This is a genomic window from Sphingomonas sp. PP-CE-3G-477 (genome assembly GCF_003050745.1).
Taxonomy (GTDB): Bacteria; Pseudomonadota; Alphaproteobacteria; order Sphingomonadales; family Sphingomonadaceae; genus Sphingomonas.
Genome location: NZ_QAOF01000001.1, coordinates 367,505 through 383,758, shown reverse-complemented (window position 1 = coordinate 383,758; position 16,254 = coordinate 367,505). Strand labels below are relative to the sequence as shown.

Genomic DNA, 16,254 nt, shown 5'->3' with positions numbered 1-16,254 from the left:
CATGGCTGTGAAACCTCTTCAATACCTTGCGGGTTCCTGCACCGCGGGTCGATCGGGGCCGAATGCGCGATGACCCGTGGCGATTACGCGGGCTCTTCGCAGGTCGGGCGATGTCCGGCGAGACCCGGTGCACGTGCGTGACGATCAGATCCCGTACGGCCGCCGCAAAGCTGATTCGCGAGGTCGGCCTCGTCGGGTGATGCCGTTGATCCGTGGGCTGCTTCGGACAGATCCTTTGCAGCACTCGAGAGGCGCGTCTGGGGCCAGTTCACCCTGTAACACTCGGAAATATTTAATTGTAAAATATTGATTTTGACGACCTAACATAGGTTGCATTCTAATGTTTTCATATAGTTATGCGGGGTGGCCGGGGCTTGGTTCGGATACCGCGTTTACCTCTATCCGGCGTTAACCAGGTCGGTTTACATTTCGCTAACTTCTGTGGCTCAGCCCCTTCTCAGGCTATTGCCAATGTAGTGATAGCGACCACCAAAATTGCCGTTGCCGATACTCTTGCCGAGCGAAAGCATCGTGCCGTTTTGGCCCGTACGCGTTCTCGTGAAAAACTTCGCCGGTGGAAAGTGATCGATGCAATCGACAAACATCATGAGACGAGAACTGCCGCAGGAAGAGCCTCGTTCGACTCCGATCTCTTTCGGACATCGGATTCTGTTTCTCGACCATGAGGGCGAGCGCTGCAACATCGTCCATCGCCAGCTCGAAGCGATGGGCCACAAGGTCGCGTGGATCGGCATGGCAAGCGAGGAAAGAGCCGGGGTCGCGTTCCAGCCGGACCTCGTCATCGTCAATCCGGACGTATCGATCGCCAACCGGCACGCGATCATCGCGTTGCTCGACGAACATCATTACGACGGAGCACTTACCGTGCTGCGGGCCGGGTTTCATTTCCAGGATGCGATGGTCGCCGCGGAGCAGTCGGACATCGCGCATGTCGATACGCTCGATGCGCCCTACACCGCGCAGAGCATCGCCGATCGACTGCCCGGGATCGTCCGGCACGATCACGACGGCGACACGGGCGATCAGCATTTCCTGTCGTGGCTGATCCAGCAGGGCCGCCTGCTCCCCAACCTGACGCATGAGTTCCACGTCAAGCGCGACCTGCGCACCGGCAGCGTCGCGGGGTATGAAACGCTGACCAGACTGCGGAACCGTCCGTCGCTCAACCCCGAACACATATTCGCGCCATCGACGATCCTGTCGCTGGAGATCGCCGCGACGTTGCTCGCAGTGGAAGCGGCGGCGCGACTGCTGGGTGCGCTGACCAAGGACGGGCGGCCGGTGCCCATCGCGGCCAATTGCAGCGCCGCGGTTCTCGCCCATCCCGACTTCATCGCGGCGATCCCGATCCTGCTGCGACGACATCAGGTCGCCACCGGGATGATCGGGATCGAGCTGACCGAGATCACCTATTCAGGACTCGACGGCAACCTCCTCAGCAACATGCACGAACTGCGACGGATGGGCGTGCCGATCTCGCTCGACGATTTCGGCAAGGGGGCGACCAATTTCGATCGCATCGCCGACCTGCCGGTCTCGGAAGTGAAGATCGACCGCAAGATCTTCCGGAAATGCAGCAAAGGCGAATTTCCCCGGTCGCTGCTGAAGGAGATCATCGATTATTGCAGGAGCAGGCACATCGGAACCGTGATCGAAGGCATCGAGACCGAACAGGATCTCGGACTGGCCGAACTGCTGGGCGCCGATTGCGGCCAGGGCTTCTACTGGGGCAAGCCCGTACCGTACCAATCGATCACGTCGCATCATGCCGCCTGACGGTCGGTTCGGCCGCGCCCTCGCAAAATCCACCGGCAACACGGCGCTGCCTTCCGACACCGATCTTCGACGACCGGAAACACTCGTCATGAAACTGGAAATCCGCAAGGTCGACGAGCTCGACCTCAAGCCTCCCCCCGTGCTGACCGGTGACTGGGCGTGGCTGCTGTTTCACGAGAACGGCACTCTCATCAGCTATTCGGATGGCTATCCGTCGCGCGCAGCGTGCTACGCAGCGGCGAGGCAGATCGCCTGGCCGGTCGACGTGTTCGAATAGGCCGCAACGCCGCCGCCAGCCTCACCGCGGCAGCCGATACTCTACCGACTACCGGGCCGATACGACCCGCGGACTCATGTTGCCGCGTTCGCGCTTTTACGCTATGCGCGCCGGCTTCCACCTTCATTGATGGAATTTGCGGGAGGCTGTCGCTAGACGGCCGCCATCACCGCTAGGCTCACATAAAGAGAGTGACATGGCTAAAAAGATTACCGGATACATCAAGCTGCAGGTCCCTGCAGGCGAGGCAAAGCCCGCGCCGCCGATCGGGCCTGCGCTGGGTCAGCGCGGCGTGAACATCATGGAGTTCTGCAAGGCGTTCAACGCCGGCACGAGCGAACTGAAGAAGGGCATGCCGATCCCGACCGTCATCACGGTCTATGCGGATCGCTCGTTCTCGTTCGAGACCAAGACGCCGCCAGCATCGTACCTGATCAAGGAGGCCGCTGGTCTCAAGTCGGGTTCGAAGGAGCCGGGCAAGGTCGTCGCCGGCACGATCAAGCGCAGCCAGCTGAGCGAGATCGCCACGACGAAGATGAAGGACCTCAACGCCAACGATATCGACGCTGCGACGAAGATCATCGAAGGCAGCGCCCGCGCAATGGGCCTCGAAGTGGTGGAGGGCTGATATCATGGCTAAGCTGAGCAAGAAGCAGAAGGCCGTCACGGTCGACCTCGTCAAGCTGCACGGCATCGACGAGGCTATCGGTCTCGCACGGTCGGGCGCCACGTCGAAGTTCGACGAGACGATCGAAGTCGCGCTGAACCTGGGCGTCGATCCGCGTCACGCAGACCAGATGGTCCGCGGCGTCGTCACGCTGCCCAAGGGCACCGGCAAGACCGTCCGCGTCGGCGTGTTCGCCCGCGGCGCGAAGGCTGAAGAAGCCCTCGCAGCAGGCGCAGACGTCGTCGGCGCCGAAGACCTGATGGAAATCATCCAGGGTGGCACGATCGATTTCGATCGCTGCATCGCGACCCCGGACATGATGGGCATCGTCGGTCGCCTCGGTAAGGTGCTGGGTCCCAAGGGCCTGATGCCGAACCCGAAGCTCGGCACGGTGACGATGAACGTCGCCGCCGCGGTTCAGGCAGCCAAGGGCGGCCAGATCGAGTACCGCGTCGAGAAGGCCGGCATCATCCATTCGGGCATCGGCAAGGCGTCGTTCCCGGCGGAAGACCTGCGCGCGAACTTCGACGCACTGGTCGACGCAGTGGTCAAGGCCAAGCCGACCGGCGCCAAGGGCAAGTACGTCCAGAAGGTCGCGATCTCGTCGACCATGGGTGCAGGCATCAAGGTCGACACGACCGAGGTTGCTGGCGCGTAAGCCGCACGTGGCTAGCGCAAGCTAGCCACGAGACGGCGAAAGCGCGGCCGGCGCGGGCAACCGCGACCGACGAGGACGGGATTTACTCCCGTCCTGCCGCTGAGAGACAGGAAAGGGCCGGGAGCGATCCCGGCCCTTTTTGCGTCCTTCGACCGCGACATCGCCAAAGTCCGTGTTTGCCGCAGGTATCGGCCCACGCTGTTGCGATGCCAACGAAGACGCTGGGTCGAAATCGCCGATGCGCAATTGGCGCCGGATCTTTCGCTCAGGACGCCGCGCCCGCGGTGCACTTTGACCCATAAGGCCTCACGCTCGGCGGAGAGGCGATGGTCGCATCGTTGACCAGCAACTGTACTCTCGCCGTCCCAATCGTCCGGGCGCGCGTCGCGCCAAGCCAGGCGGAAAATTCCTGCGCCGAGGAATAATTGTCGAATACCAGGGAGTGCTGCGCCCCCGGAGCAGGCGACACGGTCAGGCCCTGGCCGCTCGCCGTGACGATTTGCCACAAACGGGGTTGGGTTTCCTCTTCGCGCACGAGCGTGTGGAGGACGGGATCGGTATCGCCGTCGAGGAGCGATACGGCCTGCTTGCCTTCGGTATAATATTCCGCGCCCGACACGACGTGTCGCATGAGGTAGCGCATCGTGACGGTTGCGCGCAGCGCGCATTTTGCCGGCACAGATACTTGTTCGAGGTCAATCGAGGCCGTGCTCGGGGACCGCAAGCGACCGTTCTCGGTCAAATCCTGCCCGGTCGCGAGAAAGACCTGTCCCAGTATATTGCCGTTTTCCGGAAGCTGGGGGACGATCGTCAGGTTGACTATCGTATTGCCGACGACATCGAGACCGCGTTCGCTCTCGCGGATGATCGTCATCGCGCCAGGCTCGATATCGATGTTCAGCTTCTCGTATTGCTGGACGATATCCGCGCTAGTCATGTGGCTCCGCGATGCCTTGCCCGATATGCCGACATCGCCCAGCGCCTTGATCGGCGGCGCGAGGCTGACGTCGAGCGAAGCATCGCTCGTCGTCGAGAGCTTCGCGATATCCTGGACCCGGTTATCGGTGGCTGCGATCGTATAGCCGGCGAATTCGAACCCCTTGCCGACCGGCACGATCGTGACCGTCGTGTGCATCAACCGGTCCCCGACACCGGCGGAACGCGGCTTCTGAACCGAGACGACCAGCGTCCGATCCAACGCCGGTAGCACCGTCGGTCCGATAGCGTGTTCGCCGTCGATCGGCATCGCGAGCTTTTTGCGAAGGGCCGCGGCATCACCCCTGCCACCCACTTGCGCGATATATGCCGCCTGCCCCTCTCCGGTCAGGTCGCGCAATCGTGTCGGAGGGCGAGCTTCGCTGGGCGTAGCGAACGAATATACCGCGACAATTGGCTTTTCGCCGCTGTCGCTCGTCCTAGAGACGAGCGTTGCCCAACGGCGGTCCTCCGGATGGGCGCACGCCCCGAGCAACAGCGCGGCGAGGAGATAGGATCGTTTCATTCCGCACCGCCATCGTCGTCCGCATTACCGTCGCCATCGAATGCAGCTTCAAACTTGCTGGTCTTCAACGTGCAGACAAAGGCTTCGAGCACGCCGCCGCCGAACTGTGATTTAACATTATGCTGGGCAAGAGGAATGATGTCGTCTCGTGGCCAGGCAGCGGCAGCGAATGACGGATTGACCGACTCCGTCGCCATCAGCTTTGTAAAGCTACCAAGCAACGTGACTTGGACCGGATCCGCCGTGGTCCCGTAGAGATAATATTTGAGTATCAATCCGAACATCGCCCAACCTCCTACCCACCCAACATCTTCTCGACACCATCGCCTAAGAGATCTTGGACACAGAGGTTACGCCCTTTTACCTTTTTAGAGTCATGCATTGGATCGGTTTTGGCGCATCATCTTGGCAACAGTGATCTTCATCGTCCATTTCGGATCGAATACTGTATTATCACGATTAGAGCGACGGACACCTTTGTTGTTGTTACTACAAGAGGTTCAGTGCCGGCCAACCAAGTCAGCGTTCGCGCGACAGCCTGCGAATTGCACTAGCGGCATGTCGAGATACGTACCGGGCCGCGCCGACCCCGCCGAACTTGACTCCCCCGCCAATTCCGCTAAGGCGCGGCTTCGTTCGGCGGGCTTGCTCGTCGAACTCCGTCCGAGACAGTGGGTGCACAGGGTTTGCCGGTGCTTAATCTCCCACCTAGACGGGGAATGAGATTTTGTCGGCCCATCTGCGTGCCGCCCCTCTCCCATGCCCCATCGACGAGACACCCCGGAAGCGCGGGTTTGTCTGCGCCTCCGGTTAGTAACCGGGTCCACTGCGCAAGCGGTGAACTCGTAAAACGTGGAGAATGGCATGGATCGTGATCAAAAGACCGCGGCCGTAGCCGAGCTGAACCGCACCTTTTCCGAGGTCGGCGTCGTCGTTGTCACGCGCAACCTCGGCCTGACCGTCGCACAGTCCACTGTGCTGCGGAACAAGATGCGCGACGCCGGCGCGACCTACAAGGTCTCGAAGAACAAGCTTGCCAAGATCGCAATGGACGGCACCGACTACAGCTCGCTGGGCGACATGCTCACGGGTCCGGTCGGTCTGGCCAGCTCCATCGATCCCGTCGCGGCCGCCAAGGTGGTCGTGGAATTCGCGAAGACGAACGACAAGTTCGAAATCGTGGGTGGGGCGATGGGCGCGACGACCCTCGACGTCGACGGTGTGAAGGCGCTCGCAACGCTGCCCTCGCTGGACGAACTGCGTGCCAAGATCGTTGGCCTCATCGTGGCACCCGCCACGAAGCTGGCAACGATCACGCAGGCTCCGGCAGCGCAGCTCGCGCGCGTGCTTTCCGCCTACGCGGAGAAGGAAGCCGCCTGATCTTGCAGGCCTTTCGTTACCTTTTTGAACTGATGGGGCACGAGCCCCGAGATGGAGATTTATCATGGCAGACCTGAACGCGCTCGTTGAGAGCCTGAGCGAACTGACCGTTCTCGAAGCAGCTGAGCTTTCGAAGCTGCTCGAAGAGAAGTGGGGCGTTTCGGCCGCAGCAGCGGTCGCAGCACCGGCAGCAGGCGGCGGCGCAGCTGCTCCTGCAGCAGAAGAGCAGACCGAATTCGACGTCATCCTGACCGGCGACGGTGGCAAGAAGATCAACGTCATCAAGGAAGTCCGTGCGATCACCGCGCTCGGCCTGACCGAAGCCAAGACGCTGGTCGAGTCGGCTCCCAAGGCCGTCAAGGAAGGCGTGTCGAAGGACGAGGCAGCCAAGATCAAGGCTCAGCTCGAAGCAGCTGGCGCGACCGTCGAGGTCAAGTAAGCCGCAGCGGGAGAGACGCTTCAGCCACGCTGAAGCGCACTCCCCGCAAGGCCGGCCGGCGGCATTCATGCCGACCGACGAAGCAGGGGCTTTGCCCCTGCTGGCCGCAGCTAAGAAAAAGGGCGGCCCCAGCGATGGGGTCGCCCTTTTTCGTGTCTGGTTATGTTGGGTTCTCGCGCAACGACGTTGCTCAGCGGAACCCGTGCTTCGATACGAGCCCCCGATACGCTTCTACGAAGCTACCCGGTCTCTTCAGCACGAATAGGGGGGGCCAGCGACATCTCCGCCCCCCACCCTTCGACCTAGCGTTCGAACGTCGCCGCGTGCGGTCGGGCTGCGACCGTCGTGAACATGCGAGCAGGGGCGTCCAACCAGAACGGGGCGAGCTTGGCGGAGTCGACGCGTTCGATCCCGACGACCCACGCGCGCGCGGTTTGAGCGTCTTCGCCGGCGGTCGCATAGAGGATGTTGGTGGCGACGACGGGGACGAACATCGGCCGATTGGCGGCGGTCATCGTCCGGATCGCATCGCGGGCGATCGCGACGACGGTGCGGATCGTGCGGGTCTCGCCGGGTGCCAGCGCGAACGGCGGCGTCGCCGGGCGACTGATCGGGGCGGCGGTGAACTGCGCGAGATCGGTGTCCTGACCGGCATGTGCGGTGAGGAGCGCGACACCGGTGCGGATCGCGTCGGCGGGCACGGTGCCGGTGTTGGTGACGACCAGCTCGCACTCGACCGTGGCGCTCAGGAGGTTGAGACCGGCGCGTAGCGGACGAAGATCGCAGGTGACGCGCGCCCGGGGAGCGGCCTGCGGCGGGGGCGGTGCTTTTGCGCGAGGTTCGAGAAATTTCGGTGCTGCTGCCGCGGGCTCGGAGAGAGCGGCGGCGACCGGCACCGCTATTGGCTCGACGGATCTGGCTGGGTTTGCGGCGACGCTGGCGGCGATGACCGAAGCGGTGGCAGGTTCGGGTGCTGACGGTTCCGGTGTGGGCTCGACGGCGGTTTCGACCTCTACGCCGTCCCGCCGATGGCTGCGGGGCTTGCGGCGGAGCAGCCAGAGCGCGGCCAGGACAACGACGATCACTGCGAGCGAAAGCCAGAGCGGCATCGCCCTGCCCGTCTCGGGGGCGGTTACCGTTGGCTGTGTCGTGACCGGCGTCGGCGTCGGCGTTGGAGAAGGTTGCGAGGTGGCAGCCTGCGGGGCGGCCTCCGTCGACGAGGTCGCGGCTGGCGGTGGAGGCGATGCCGGCTCAGGCGTCGCTACCGGTACGGGTTCGGTGGGTGCGGGCGAGCGTGTCGGCTCGGTCGAGGTGCGGGTTTGGCGTGTTGCCGGTTCGTTGCGCGCAGCCGAGCGTTCGGTAGCGGCCTTTTCCGTAGCGGGCGGGCGGGATGCGCGGCGGGGGGCCGCCGCCTCGGTCGGCAGGACGATCTTCGGCGCATCGGGGATCGGAACCGTTGCATCCGTTTGCGGGGCGGGTGTCGCCAACCCCTCCAGGCCGCGGACCGGGGCGGTCTGCTCGGTCTGCGCCATCGCCGGGCCCGCTACCAAAACCGGCAAGATCATGGTGGCGAGCAGGGCGGCAAGCGCCCCGCGATCGGTCGTCATCGTCGAAAATCCCCTGCGCGCGGTCGTCGCGGCGTTGTGCGCGGGGGAGGCTGAACGACGTCCGACGGCAACCCGCGATGCGACGAGTCGCGCCTGGGTAGCGGTGAAACGTGACCGGCCTTGAACTTCCCCGGATATTGGCAGCGCTCTACCGTTCCCAACACGAACTCGATATCTCCGGTCTTCTCGCGGCTGCCATTGCCGTCGCATCGTCGGCGGCGGACCGGACCGCAGGCATGCGCGCGTGTCGCACCGGCTCGTCTACCTTGCCCTATTCTCGACACCGGTTCAGGCCATCTGTCATGCTTCCGACGACGAGATCGCCTGTGATGATGCTTCGATTTCTTCCGTTCTGCGCGCTGGCTGCTGCGCTGGTGCCCTTGGCTGCGCGCGCCGATCCGGCACCGTTCGACCTGACCGGGCCGAGCCTACGCGTCGGGGTGACGCATGGGACGACGACGTTGCCGATCGCGCAGGTGCCGAGACTCGCGACCGGCGACCGCGTGTCGATCGCGGCGGATCTGGCCATCGGCAAGAAGGACGATGGCGCGCGCTATCTGCTCGTCGCGGCATTCCTGCGCGGGGCGACCGAGCCGCCGCCGAAGTCGTGGTTCTTCAAGGCCGAGACGTGGAAGGCGAAGAAGAACGCGCTGGCGTTGACGGTACCGGAGGGCGCGCGGCAACTGGTGGTGTTCCTGGTACCGGAAAGCGGCGGGTTCGATGCTGTCGTGTCGGCGGTGCGCAAGCAGCCGGGGGCGTTCGTGCGAGCGGTGCAGGATCTGGATCAGGCGTCGCTGGATCGGGCGCGGCTCGATGCGTTTCTCGACGGGATCCATGCGCTGGAGCGGACGCGGCCGGAGCGGATCGAGGCGGTGTCGCCGCTGCTGTCGCGCAGTCTGGCGATCAAGTTGAAGGCGGAGTGCCTCGATCTCGCGGCGGACCTGCAAGCCTCCTGCCTGACGCAGAGCCGCGATTCGCTGGTGCTGGCGGATGGCCAGAGTTCGACGCTGGCGGATACTCTGGTGGGCGCGCCGACCGATCTGGCGCTGCAACTGAGCGCGACGCCGGAGGGCGGGCTTGGCTATTACAGCCCGTATATCGGCGTGGTGCGTGATCTGGCGAAGATCTTCGGCGCGTTCCAGACGACGCAGTTCCGGTATATTCCGGCACTGGCGCGGGCGCATGACGATCGGCTGGCACTGTTGCTGAATGCGGCGCCGTCGTTCGCCAGCCCGAAGTCGGTGATGGTCGTGGCGATGCCGGTGATCGAGACGGGTGCGCCGCAGACGCCGACGATGCGGCGCGCGGAGGCGGACCGGCTGGTCTGTGCGGCCAAGCCCGATCTGGTGCTGCCGGTCGAGGGGGCGCCGCTGATCTATGCGACCAAGTTCGCGCACGACATGAGCTTGCGGGTGACGACGCCGCAAGGGGGCGTGGTGGAGTTGCCCGTTCAGGCCGATGCCGAGCGGGGCGGCTACGTGCTCGATCAGGTCGGCATGCAGACCGCGGGCTTGAGTTCGGTGACCGATGCGACGTTGCACGGGCGCTGGGGCTTCACGCCGTTCGATGGGCCACGGTTCCGCTTGCAGGTGCCGCGCGCCGGCGGGTGGACGATGGTCGATACCGATCCTGAGAACTTGGTGGTTGGGCGCGACAATTCGGTGGCGTTGGCGGGACCGACGCCGAGCTGCGTCGAGGCGGTGACGCTGGTTGGAGCCTCGGAGGAGGTGCCGCTGGCTTGGACGACGACTGGCGACCGGATCGGACTGACGCTGCCACTCGCGAAGACCGCGCCGGGGAAATTGACGCTGCTGGTCAAGCAATACGGGGTCGAGGCGCCGGAGAAGATCGCGCTGACTGCCCTCGCCGAGGCGGGGCGGATCGATGGCCTGACGCTGTATGCGGGTGACGCGGCGGGGACGCTGGCGGGAACGCGGCTCGATCTGGTCGCGTCGATGACGGTCGATGGGGTAGCGTTCAAGCCGGGCGACGTGGTGCGTGCGGACAAGGGCGATCTGCTGGGATTGACCGCGGATGCGGCGCCGACGTTTACAGCCGGTCAGGCGAAGACCGCGCTTGTCACGCTGACCGATGGGCGGAAGCGGTCGGTGAAGTTCACCGTCGCGGCGGCGCGGCCCAAGGCGACGCTGATCGCCAAGAGTGTGGTGGCGCCCCCCTCCCCCGGGCTTCCCGTCGTGCTGGCCGGCGATACGGCGATCGCGCAGGATGCCCGGATCACCTTCTCGCTGCGTGCCGAGGGGACGACGCGGTTTGCGGCGGGGGACAGCGTCGAGATCGGTGCGGTTGCCGGTGGGCCGACGACGAGCGTCGCGTCGGGGCGCGGGCTGACCGTGCAGGACGAGCGGATCGCGGTCGTTTCGGTCGAGCCAGGCAAGGCGCTGGGCGTGTCCGCGCATGGGCCGCTGCGGTGGCGACTGGTGCAGGACGGCGTTGCGGGCGACTGGGTGCCGTTGACGAGCCTGGTGCGCGTGCCGGCGCTGGCTGGGGTGACGTGCAAGGACGTGTGTTCGCTGGCGGGGAGCGAACTGTTCCTGATCGACTCGGTGGCGGCGAATGCGGGGTTTGCGGATGCGGTGCGGGTGCCGGAGGGGTTTACCGGGGCTTCGCTGATTGTGCCCAAGCCGGCTGGCGGGGCGCTGTATCTGAAGCTTCGGGATGATCCGGCGGTGGTGGCGACGGTGGCGGTTAAAAGCTGACTTCCCCCTTCGAATTCCTCCCCCGCCAGGGGGAGGTGGCACCGAAGGTGACGGAGGGGGAGGAACACGCAACGGTGGTTGCCCTTACCGCCCCCTCCGTCTGGCAAGGGCCAGCCACCTCCCCCTGGCGGGGGAGGATTTCGATAGTCGGTTCCACCCCGCCACAAGGTTACGGGATCAGGCGGTCGGCACGCAGTTCCGCGAACAGGTCGAAGAACGCATCGTCGGTCGGCTGGTATTCCTTGAACCCCAGGCGGCGGCTTTTGCCCATGTCCGTGACCACCTCGATCGGGCGGCCGAGATCGGCGTCGGTATGCCATGGCGAGGCGAGCCGCGACAGGTCGGCTTCCGCCAGACCTTCGCGCGCGGCGATCTCGCGCCAGATGCCGGCGTCATCCTTCATCTGCTCGTCGAGCGTGAGGATGGTGCCGTCGAACGGGGCTGGCTCGATCCCGAACCATTCGGCGATGCGGCCCCACATCCAGCTCCAGCGGAAGACGTCGCCGTTGACGACGTTGAACGCCTCGTTGCGCGCTTCAGGGGTGGTCGCGGCCCAGATGAGGTGATCGGCGAGCATCGTCGCGCTGGTCATGTCGGTGAGGCCGTTCCACTGCGCGGCCGAGCCGGGGAAGCGGAACGGGCGGCCGGTTTCGCGGCATAAGGTCGCGTAGACCGCGAGAGTGGTGCCCATGTTCATCGCGTTGCCGACCGCCTTGCCGATGATCGTGTGCGGGCGGTGGACGCTCCAGCCGAAACCGTCGCGTTCCGCCGCCTCGAATACGGCGTCTTCCTGCGCGTAGTAGAAGTTCTCGACGTCCAGGCGGCCCTGCTCCTCGCGGAACGGCGTCTGCGGCAGGACGCCCTTGCCGTACGCCTCGAACGGTCCGAGGTAGTGCTTCAGGCCGGTCACGAGGGCGACGTGGCCGACGCTGCCCGCTGGCGACAACGCGCCGAGCAGGTTGCGAACCATGCCGCCGTTGACGCGGATGTTCTCAGCCTCGCTGTCCTGGCGCGACCACGTGGCAACGAATACCGCATCGGGCTTGAGGCCGGTGAGCGCCTTTTCGAGACTGGCGGGATCCTGAAGGTCCGCCGCGACCGGCTGCACGCCGTCCTGTTCGGTCGGGCGCCGCGCGAGTCCGTGAACGGTCCAGCCCGCCTTCACCAACGCCGCGGCGGTCGCGCTGCCGACGATCCCGCTCGTTCCCACTACCAATGCCGTCTTGGCCATGCGCAATTCCCGTAGTTTAATGATCTGTTCCGATCCCAAACGCGCTGTATTTTGGAAGGGATCCATCGGCGGCCGTTTGCGGTGGCGGCAGGCGGGCACTTGTCGCTATGGGGCGCGGATGACCGCATCGGATCTCCAGAGCCTGTTCGTGACCAACCTCGTCCGGTACAATAGCGGCGACCGGCGACGGTGGCGGCTGATCGTCGGCGACGTGAAGGTCTACAGCCTCGCGACGCACGCGCATTGCAACTGGGCGGTGACGCCGTCGGGCAGCGCGAGCGAAGTCGACGCGGTCGAGCGGCTGGCGGACCGGCTGCGCGAGGATCATCCTATCATCACCGCCGGCTGACGGCGTCTCATATACCCCGGCTGACGGCCTTTTATCTACGCAGGAGCGACACATGGCGAAGCAATATTGGGCGCAGATCATCGAACTCGATGAAGAGATGACCGCCGCGACGATCCCCGGCGCGACCGACCACGAGGATGCGGCGGATTCGCTGGTAGCGGATTTCGTCGGTGCGATGGGTGGCGAGATCACCTCGGGTGCCGTGCGCGTCTGGGTGCAGGGCGGGGTCGAGAAGGTCTATGACTGGAAGGCGGACTTCACGATGCCCGACATGGACGAGATGGGCGACGAGGACGAGATGGAAGTCGAGGGCGAGATCGAGCTGACCGAGCGGGTTTGAGCGCTCATTGATGGTCCCGACCAATGCTGTTCCCCCGCGGAGGCGGGGGTCCAGGGTCACGAGCACCATCGTTTGAGACCCTGGGCTCCCGCTTTCGCGGGAGAACAGTGAGGGATGAGTTACGGCACCGTCTGCCCTGCCGGGGCAAGTTCGTGCCAGGTGTGGTCGTCATGCGCTAGAAGGGCATCTGCCGCCGCGGGGCCTAGCGTGCCTGCCTCGTAGGGTTCCGGCTTACTCGCGTCATGCGCCCAGAGGTCGAGGAACGACTGCACCGCGGCCCAGCCCGCCTCGATCGCGTCCGCGCGCTGGAACAGCGTCTGGTCGCCAACGAACAGGTCGTAGATCAGCGACTCATACCCGGTCAGGTGACCGATATCGAATTCGTCGGCGTACCGGAAATCGAGCGCGATCGGCGCGGTGGCGACTTCCAGGCCGGGTCGCTTGATGTTGATGTCCATGCTCAGCCCCTCGTCGGGCTGGATCTGGATGATCAGGCGGTTGGGCGGCAGCATGTCGGCGGCGGCTCCGGGGAACGACGCGAACGGGACTGGCTTGAAGGTGATCGCGATCTCGGTGTCGCGACAGGTCATCGCCTTGCCGGTGCGCAGGTAGAACGGCACGCCCGCCCAGCGCCAGGTGTCGACCATCAGCTTGAGCGCGACATAGGTCTCGGTCCGGCTGTCCGACGCGACGTCGGGCGAGGCGGTGTAGGCGGGGACATCCACCCCCTTCACTGTTCCCGCGGTATACTGGCCGCGGACGCCGTTGCGCTTCGCCTTGCCGGGCGAATAGACCCGGACGGCTTTGAGCACCTTGCCCTTTTCGTTGCGGATCGCCTCGGCATCGAAGCTCGCGGGCGGCTCCATCGCGACCATTGCGAGCAGCTGGAACAGGTGGTTGGGGACCATGTCGCGCAGCGCGCCGGTGCCGTCGTAGAACTTGCCGCGGGTGCCGACGTCGACCGTCTCGGCGGCGGTGATCTGGACGTGCGCGATGCAGTCCGAATTCCAGACGCGCTCGATCATCATGTTCGCGAACCGCGCGGTCATGATGTTCTGCACCGTTTCCTTGCCGAGGAAATGATCGATCCGGTAGACCTGCGCCTCCCCGACCTTGGACAGGATACGCGCGTTGAGCGCCTGTGCTGAGGCCAAGTCGTGCCCGAACGGCTTCTCGATCGCGATCCGGCGGAACGCGTGCGGCGCTTCCGCCATCAAGCCGTGATCGGCGAGCTTGTCGACGATGTCACCGAAGAATTTGGCCGGCACCGCGAAGTAGAACGCGACGTTGCCCTTCACGCGTCCCTTTAGTTGTTCGTAAACCTCGTCTTTCGTGAAATCACCCTGGAGGTAGCCGACGCGGTCCTTGAGCCGCGCCCAGGCGTCGCCCTTCTCGCCGGCCCCCTCTCCGCCCTTCGCATCGAACGTGCCGAGCGCCTCGCGCAACGACTGGTCGTTGCCTTCGTCGATGCCGACGCCGAGGACGTGGAAATCGTTACCGACCAGCCCGAGCCGGGTCATGTTGATCAGCGCCGGCATCAGCAGGCGGCGGGTCAGGTCACCGAAGGCGCCGAAGATCACGAGCGTCGTCGGCGGGGCGGGCTTCACGGACTTGCTCACGAATTCGCCTCGGACATGCATCGACCCTTTCTGTGGTGATTTCTTCAAACAGCGTAGCGCGTGCCGATGTTCCGCGCGCGCACTCAGGTCGCCGTGAGGATGTTGTCGCCGAACGCGCGCGCGTCGACCTCCGCCCAGTCGAGTTCCTCCTGGAGGCGGCGATAGACGTCCTCCGCTACCTCGCCCTTGTCGCGCATTTCGTGGAGCACGACGCGCTGGCAGGCGATCATCTCGAGGTGGAGTTCGTCGAATTCCGAGGTTGCCTGCGGATCGTCCGCCTCGGCGGTGACCTTGCCCGCCGCGCCGTAGCGGAAGCGCAGCGCGTCCGCCGCCGCACCTTCGCGCGCGGGCAGTACGGCTAGCCCTGCATCGATCAGTCGCTTGCGCGCGGGGGCGATCTCATCGGCCAGCCCGGTATCCTCGCCGAGATCTAGACGGCGGATCAGCGGGCCGAGCGTTAGCCCTTGCAGCACGAGCGTACCGATCACGACGGCGAACGCGGCGAGCACGATCAGGTCGCGCCCCGGTACCGACCGCGGCAGCGCGAACGCGGTCGCGAGCGTCAGCAAACCCCGCATGCCCGACCAGGACAGGATGATCGACGCATTCCACGGGGGCGGCTTGGGCAGCCAGGACGGCGCGTAGCGGCTGGCGATCACGCCCTCGACGAACCGTACGAAGAACACCCACGCGATACGCGTGACGAGCACGGTCGCCAGCACCGCGGCGGCGAACCCGATCGCGGGCCAGCGCTCGGCGGCAGGCAGGCCGACCAGCACGTCGCGCGACTGCAGCCCCATCAGCGCGAACGCGATGATGTTGAGGACAAGGACCGCCGCCGACCATACCGCCGCGCCCTGCAAACGATCGCGTGCAGGCTGGCCGATCGGGCGGCGCTGCGACACGATCATCCCGAACGTCACGACCGCGAGCACCGGCGAGATATGCAGCCGCTCGGCGAGCAGCCAGATCCCGAACGTCACCGCGAAATCGGCGAGGCTCGCGCCGAGCGTCCGCGCGAACAGCGGCGTCACGCGGAGATACAGCCACGAGGCGATGACGCCGAGGACGATCCCGCCCGGGACCGCGGCGGCGAGCGCTAGCGGAGTCACCGGCGTGTCGGAATGCGTCGCGAAGGCCACCGCGAGTCCGAACAACAACAGCGCCGTGGCGTCGTTGAGAAGGCTCTCCCCCTGCAGCAGCAACAGGCCGCGGCGCGGGATGCCGACTTCGCCGAGCACCGCTTCCGAAGCGGCGGCGTCGGGCGGCGCGACGATCGCCCCCAGCGCGAACGCGGCCGCGAGCGGCAGTCCGCCGAGCGTCACGCCGACCAATGCAACCGCCGCGGCGGTGACGAGTACCGCGAACACGGCGAGGCTCAGCAGTGGGAACCAGTGTCGCCGCAAGGCGCGCGGGCTGGTGTGATACGCGGCGTGGAGCAACGCAGGTGCGATGAACAAGGCCAGCGCTAGGTGCGGCTCGACCGTGATCTTCGGCGCGAACGGCAACGCCGCAAAGGCGATCCCGGCCACCGCCAGCAAGGTCGGGTACGGCACGTTCAACTTGCGCGCGAGGATCAACAGGACCAGCGCGGCGAGCAGGATAACGTCGAGACTTTCGAATAATTCCACGGGCACGCAACGGGTGGGAGGAGCGGACGGGCCCGGCGCAT

15 protein-coding genes are annotated in these 16,254 nt (G+C 65.3%); 9 read left to right on the top strand and 6 right to left on the bottom strand.

Annotated elements, in window-relative coordinates; all coding sequences use genetic code 11:
- Nucleotides 1-606: 606 nt before the first annotated feature.
- The 4 genes from C8J45_RS01680 (at nucleotide 607) to rplA (ending at nucleotide 3,399) form a co-directional block, all read left to right on the top strand.
- Nucleotides 607-1,797, top strand: coding sequence for an EAL domain-containing protein (locus tag C8J45_RS01680; protein WP_181321061.1), 1,191 nt, complete (start codon nucleotides 607-609; stop codon nucleotides 1,795-1,797).
- The gene (locus tag C8J45_RS01675) at nucleotides 1,787-2,074 is read left to right on the top strand and encodes a DUF1508 domain-containing protein (RefSeq protein ID WP_107961642.1); all 288 of its coding nucleotides are present in this window, start codon (nucleotides 1,787-1,789) and stop codon (nucleotides 2,072-2,074) included. The genes C8J45_RS01680 and C8J45_RS01675 overlap by 11 nt, the downstream gene beginning before the upstream one ends.
- Nucleotides 2,075-2,270: 196 nt before the next feature.
- Complete coding sequence (gene rplK, locus C8J45_RS01670; RefSeq protein WP_056047586.1) at nucleotides 2,271-2,702, top strand: 50S ribosomal protein L11; 432 nt, start codon at nucleotides 2,271-2,273, stop codon at nucleotides 2,700-2,702.
- Between the two features lie 4 nt (nucleotides 2,703-2,706).
- A complete protein-coding gene (gene rplA, locus C8J45_RS01665; RefSeq protein WP_056047582.1) occupies nucleotides 2,707-3,399 on the top strand; it encodes a 50S ribosomal protein L1 in 693 nt (230 codons plus the stop codon).
- 265 nt (nucleotides 3,400-3,664) lie between these two features.
- On the opposite strand, the gene C8J45_RS01660 is transcribed toward rplA, so the two are convergent.
- Both C8J45_RS01660 and C8J45_RS01655 read right to left on the bottom strand, forming a co-directional pair.
- Nucleotides 3,665-4,900, bottom strand: coding sequence for a hypothetical protein (locus tag C8J45_RS01660; protein WP_146168551.1), 1,236 nt, complete (start codon nucleotides 4,898-4,900; stop codon nucleotides 3,665-3,667).
- A complete protein-coding gene (locus C8J45_RS01655; protein ID WP_107961640.1) occupies nucleotides 4,897-5,184 on the bottom strand; it encodes a hypothetical protein in 288 nt (95 codons plus the stop codon). The genes C8J45_RS01660 and C8J45_RS01655 overlap by 4 nt, the downstream gene beginning before the upstream one ends.
- A 580-nt stretch (nucleotides 5,185-5,764) precedes the next feature.
- Between C8J45_RS01655 and rplJ the strand changes: the two genes are divergently transcribed.
- Both rplJ and rplL read left to right on the top strand, forming a co-directional pair.
- Nucleotides 5,765-6,280, top strand: a complete 516-nt coding sequence (gene rplJ, locus C8J45_RS01650) for a 50S ribosomal protein L10 (RefSeq protein WP_055879768.1) — start codon at nucleotides 5,765-5,767, stop codon at nucleotides 6,278-6,280.
- 64 nt (nucleotides 6,281-6,344) lie between these two features.
- Nucleotides 6,345-6,719: a 50S ribosomal protein L7/L12 gene (rplL, locus tag C8J45_RS01645; protein WP_056047577.1), complete on the top strand. Its 375-nt coding sequence runs from the start codon at nucleotides 6,345-6,347 to the stop codon at nucleotides 6,717-6,719.
- 302 nt (nucleotides 6,720-7,021) lie between these two features.
- Here rplL and C8J45_RS19505 read toward each other — a convergent pair whose 3' ends face one another.
- On the bottom strand, nucleotides 7,022-8,326 hold the full coding sequence (locus C8J45_RS19505; protein ID WP_258191225.1) for a hypothetical protein: 1,305 nt from the start codon (nucleotides 8,324-8,326) through the stop codon (nucleotides 7,022-7,024).
- Nucleotides 8,327-8,655: 329 nt separating this feature from the next.
- Between C8J45_RS19505 and C8J45_RS01630 the strand changes: the two genes are divergently transcribed.
- Complete coding sequence (locus C8J45_RS01630) at nucleotides 8,656-11,043, top strand: hypothetical protein (protein WP_258191224.1); 2,388 nt, start codon at nucleotides 8,656-8,658, stop codon at nucleotides 11,041-11,043.
- Between the two features lie 169 nt (nucleotides 11,044-11,212).
- Here the strand turns inward: C8J45_RS01630 and C8J45_RS01625 are convergent, their stop codons facing one another.
- Nucleotides 11,213-12,274: an SDR family oxidoreductase gene (locus C8J45_RS01625; protein WP_107961638.1), complete on the bottom strand. Its 1,062-nt coding sequence runs from the start codon at nucleotides 12,272-12,274 to the stop codon at nucleotides 11,213-11,215.
- 118 nt (nucleotides 12,275-12,392) lie between these two features.
- Here C8J45_RS01625 and C8J45_RS01620 point away from each other — a divergent pair, with 118 nt between their 5' ends.
- Nucleotides 12,393-12,623: a hypothetical protein gene (locus C8J45_RS01620; RefSeq protein ID WP_056047557.1), complete on the top strand. Its 231-nt coding sequence runs from the start codon at nucleotides 12,393-12,395 to the stop codon at nucleotides 12,621-12,623.
- Nucleotides 12,624-12,675: 52 nt separating this feature from the next.
- Nucleotides 12,676-12,963: a hypothetical protein gene (locus C8J45_RS01615; RefSeq protein WP_056047554.1), complete on the top strand. Its 288-nt coding sequence runs from the start codon at nucleotides 12,676-12,678 to the stop codon at nucleotides 12,961-12,963.
- Between the two features lie 119 nt (nucleotides 12,964-13,082).
- On the opposite strand, the gene zwf is transcribed toward C8J45_RS01615, so the two are convergent.
- Both zwf and C8J45_RS01605 read right to left on the bottom strand, forming a co-directional pair.
- Nucleotides 13,083-14,582, bottom strand: a complete 1,500-nt coding sequence (gene zwf, locus C8J45_RS01610; protein ID WP_258191223.1) for a glucose-6-phosphate dehydrogenase — start codon at nucleotides 14,580-14,582, stop codon at nucleotides 13,083-13,085.
- Nucleotides 14,583-14,665: 83 nt separating this feature from the next.
- The gene (locus C8J45_RS01605) at nucleotides 14,666-16,213 is read right to left on the bottom strand and encodes a sodium:proton antiporter (RefSeq protein ID WP_107961636.1); all 1,548 of its coding nucleotides are present in this window, start codon (nucleotides 16,211-16,213) and stop codon (nucleotides 14,666-14,668) included.
- Nucleotides 16,214-16,254 lie beyond the last annotated feature (41 nt).

What these genes read in the sequence shown, in the direction of transcription:
- rplA (WP_056047582.1), top strand. Translation starts at nt 2,707, where the DNA reads ATGGCTAAGCTGAGCAAGAAGCAGAAGGCCGTCACGGTCGACCTCGTC.
- C8J45_RS01655 (WP_107961640.1), bottom strand. Translation starts at nt 5,184, where the DNA reads ATGTTCGGATTGATACTCAAATATTATCTCTACGGGACCACGGCGGAT.
- C8J45_RS01620 (WP_056047557.1), top strand. Translation starts at nt 12,393, where the DNA reads ATGACCGCATCGGATCTCCAGAGCCTGTTCGTGACCAACCTCGTCCGG.
- C8J45_RS19505 (WP_258191225.1), bottom strand. Translation starts at nt 8,326, where the DNA reads ATGACGACCGATCGCGGGGCGCTTGCCGCCCTGCTCGCCACCATGATC.
- C8J45_RS01615 (WP_056047554.1), top strand. Translation starts at nt 12,676, where the DNA reads ATGGCGAAGCAATATTGGGCGCAGATCATCGAACTCGATGAAGAGATG.
- C8J45_RS01625 (WP_107961638.1), bottom strand. Translation starts at nt 12,274, where the DNA reads ATGGCCAAGACGGCATTGGTAGTGGGAACGAGCGGGATCGTCGGCAGC.
- C8J45_RS01675 (WP_107961642.1), top strand. Translation starts at nt 1,787, where the DNA reads ATGCCGCCTGACGGTCGGTTCGGCCGCGCCCTCGCAAAATCCACCGGC.
- C8J45_RS01680 (WP_181321061.1), top strand. Translation starts at nt 607, where the DNA reads ATGAGACGAGAACTGCCGCAGGAAGAGCCTCGTTCGACTCCGATCTCT.
- C8J45_RS01630 (WP_258191224.1), top strand. Translation starts at nt 8,656, where the DNA reads ATGATGCTTCGATTTCTTCCGTTCTGCGCGCTGGCTGCTGCGCTGGTG.
- rplL (WP_056047577.1), top strand. Translation starts at nt 6,345, where the DNA reads ATGGCAGACCTGAACGCGCTCGTTGAGAGCCTGAGCGAACTGACCGTT.
- rplJ (WP_055879768.1), top strand. Translation starts at nt 5,765, where the DNA reads ATGGATCGTGATCAAAAGACCGCGGCCGTAGCCGAGCTGAACCGCACC.
- C8J45_RS01660 (WP_146168551.1), bottom strand. Translation starts at nt 4,900, where the DNA reads ATGAAACGATCCTATCTCCTCGCCGCGCTGTTGCTCGGGGCGTGCGCC.
- rplK (WP_056047586.1), top strand. Translation starts at nt 2,271, where the DNA reads ATGGCTAAAAAGATTACCGGATACATCAAGCTGCAGGTCCCTGCAGGC.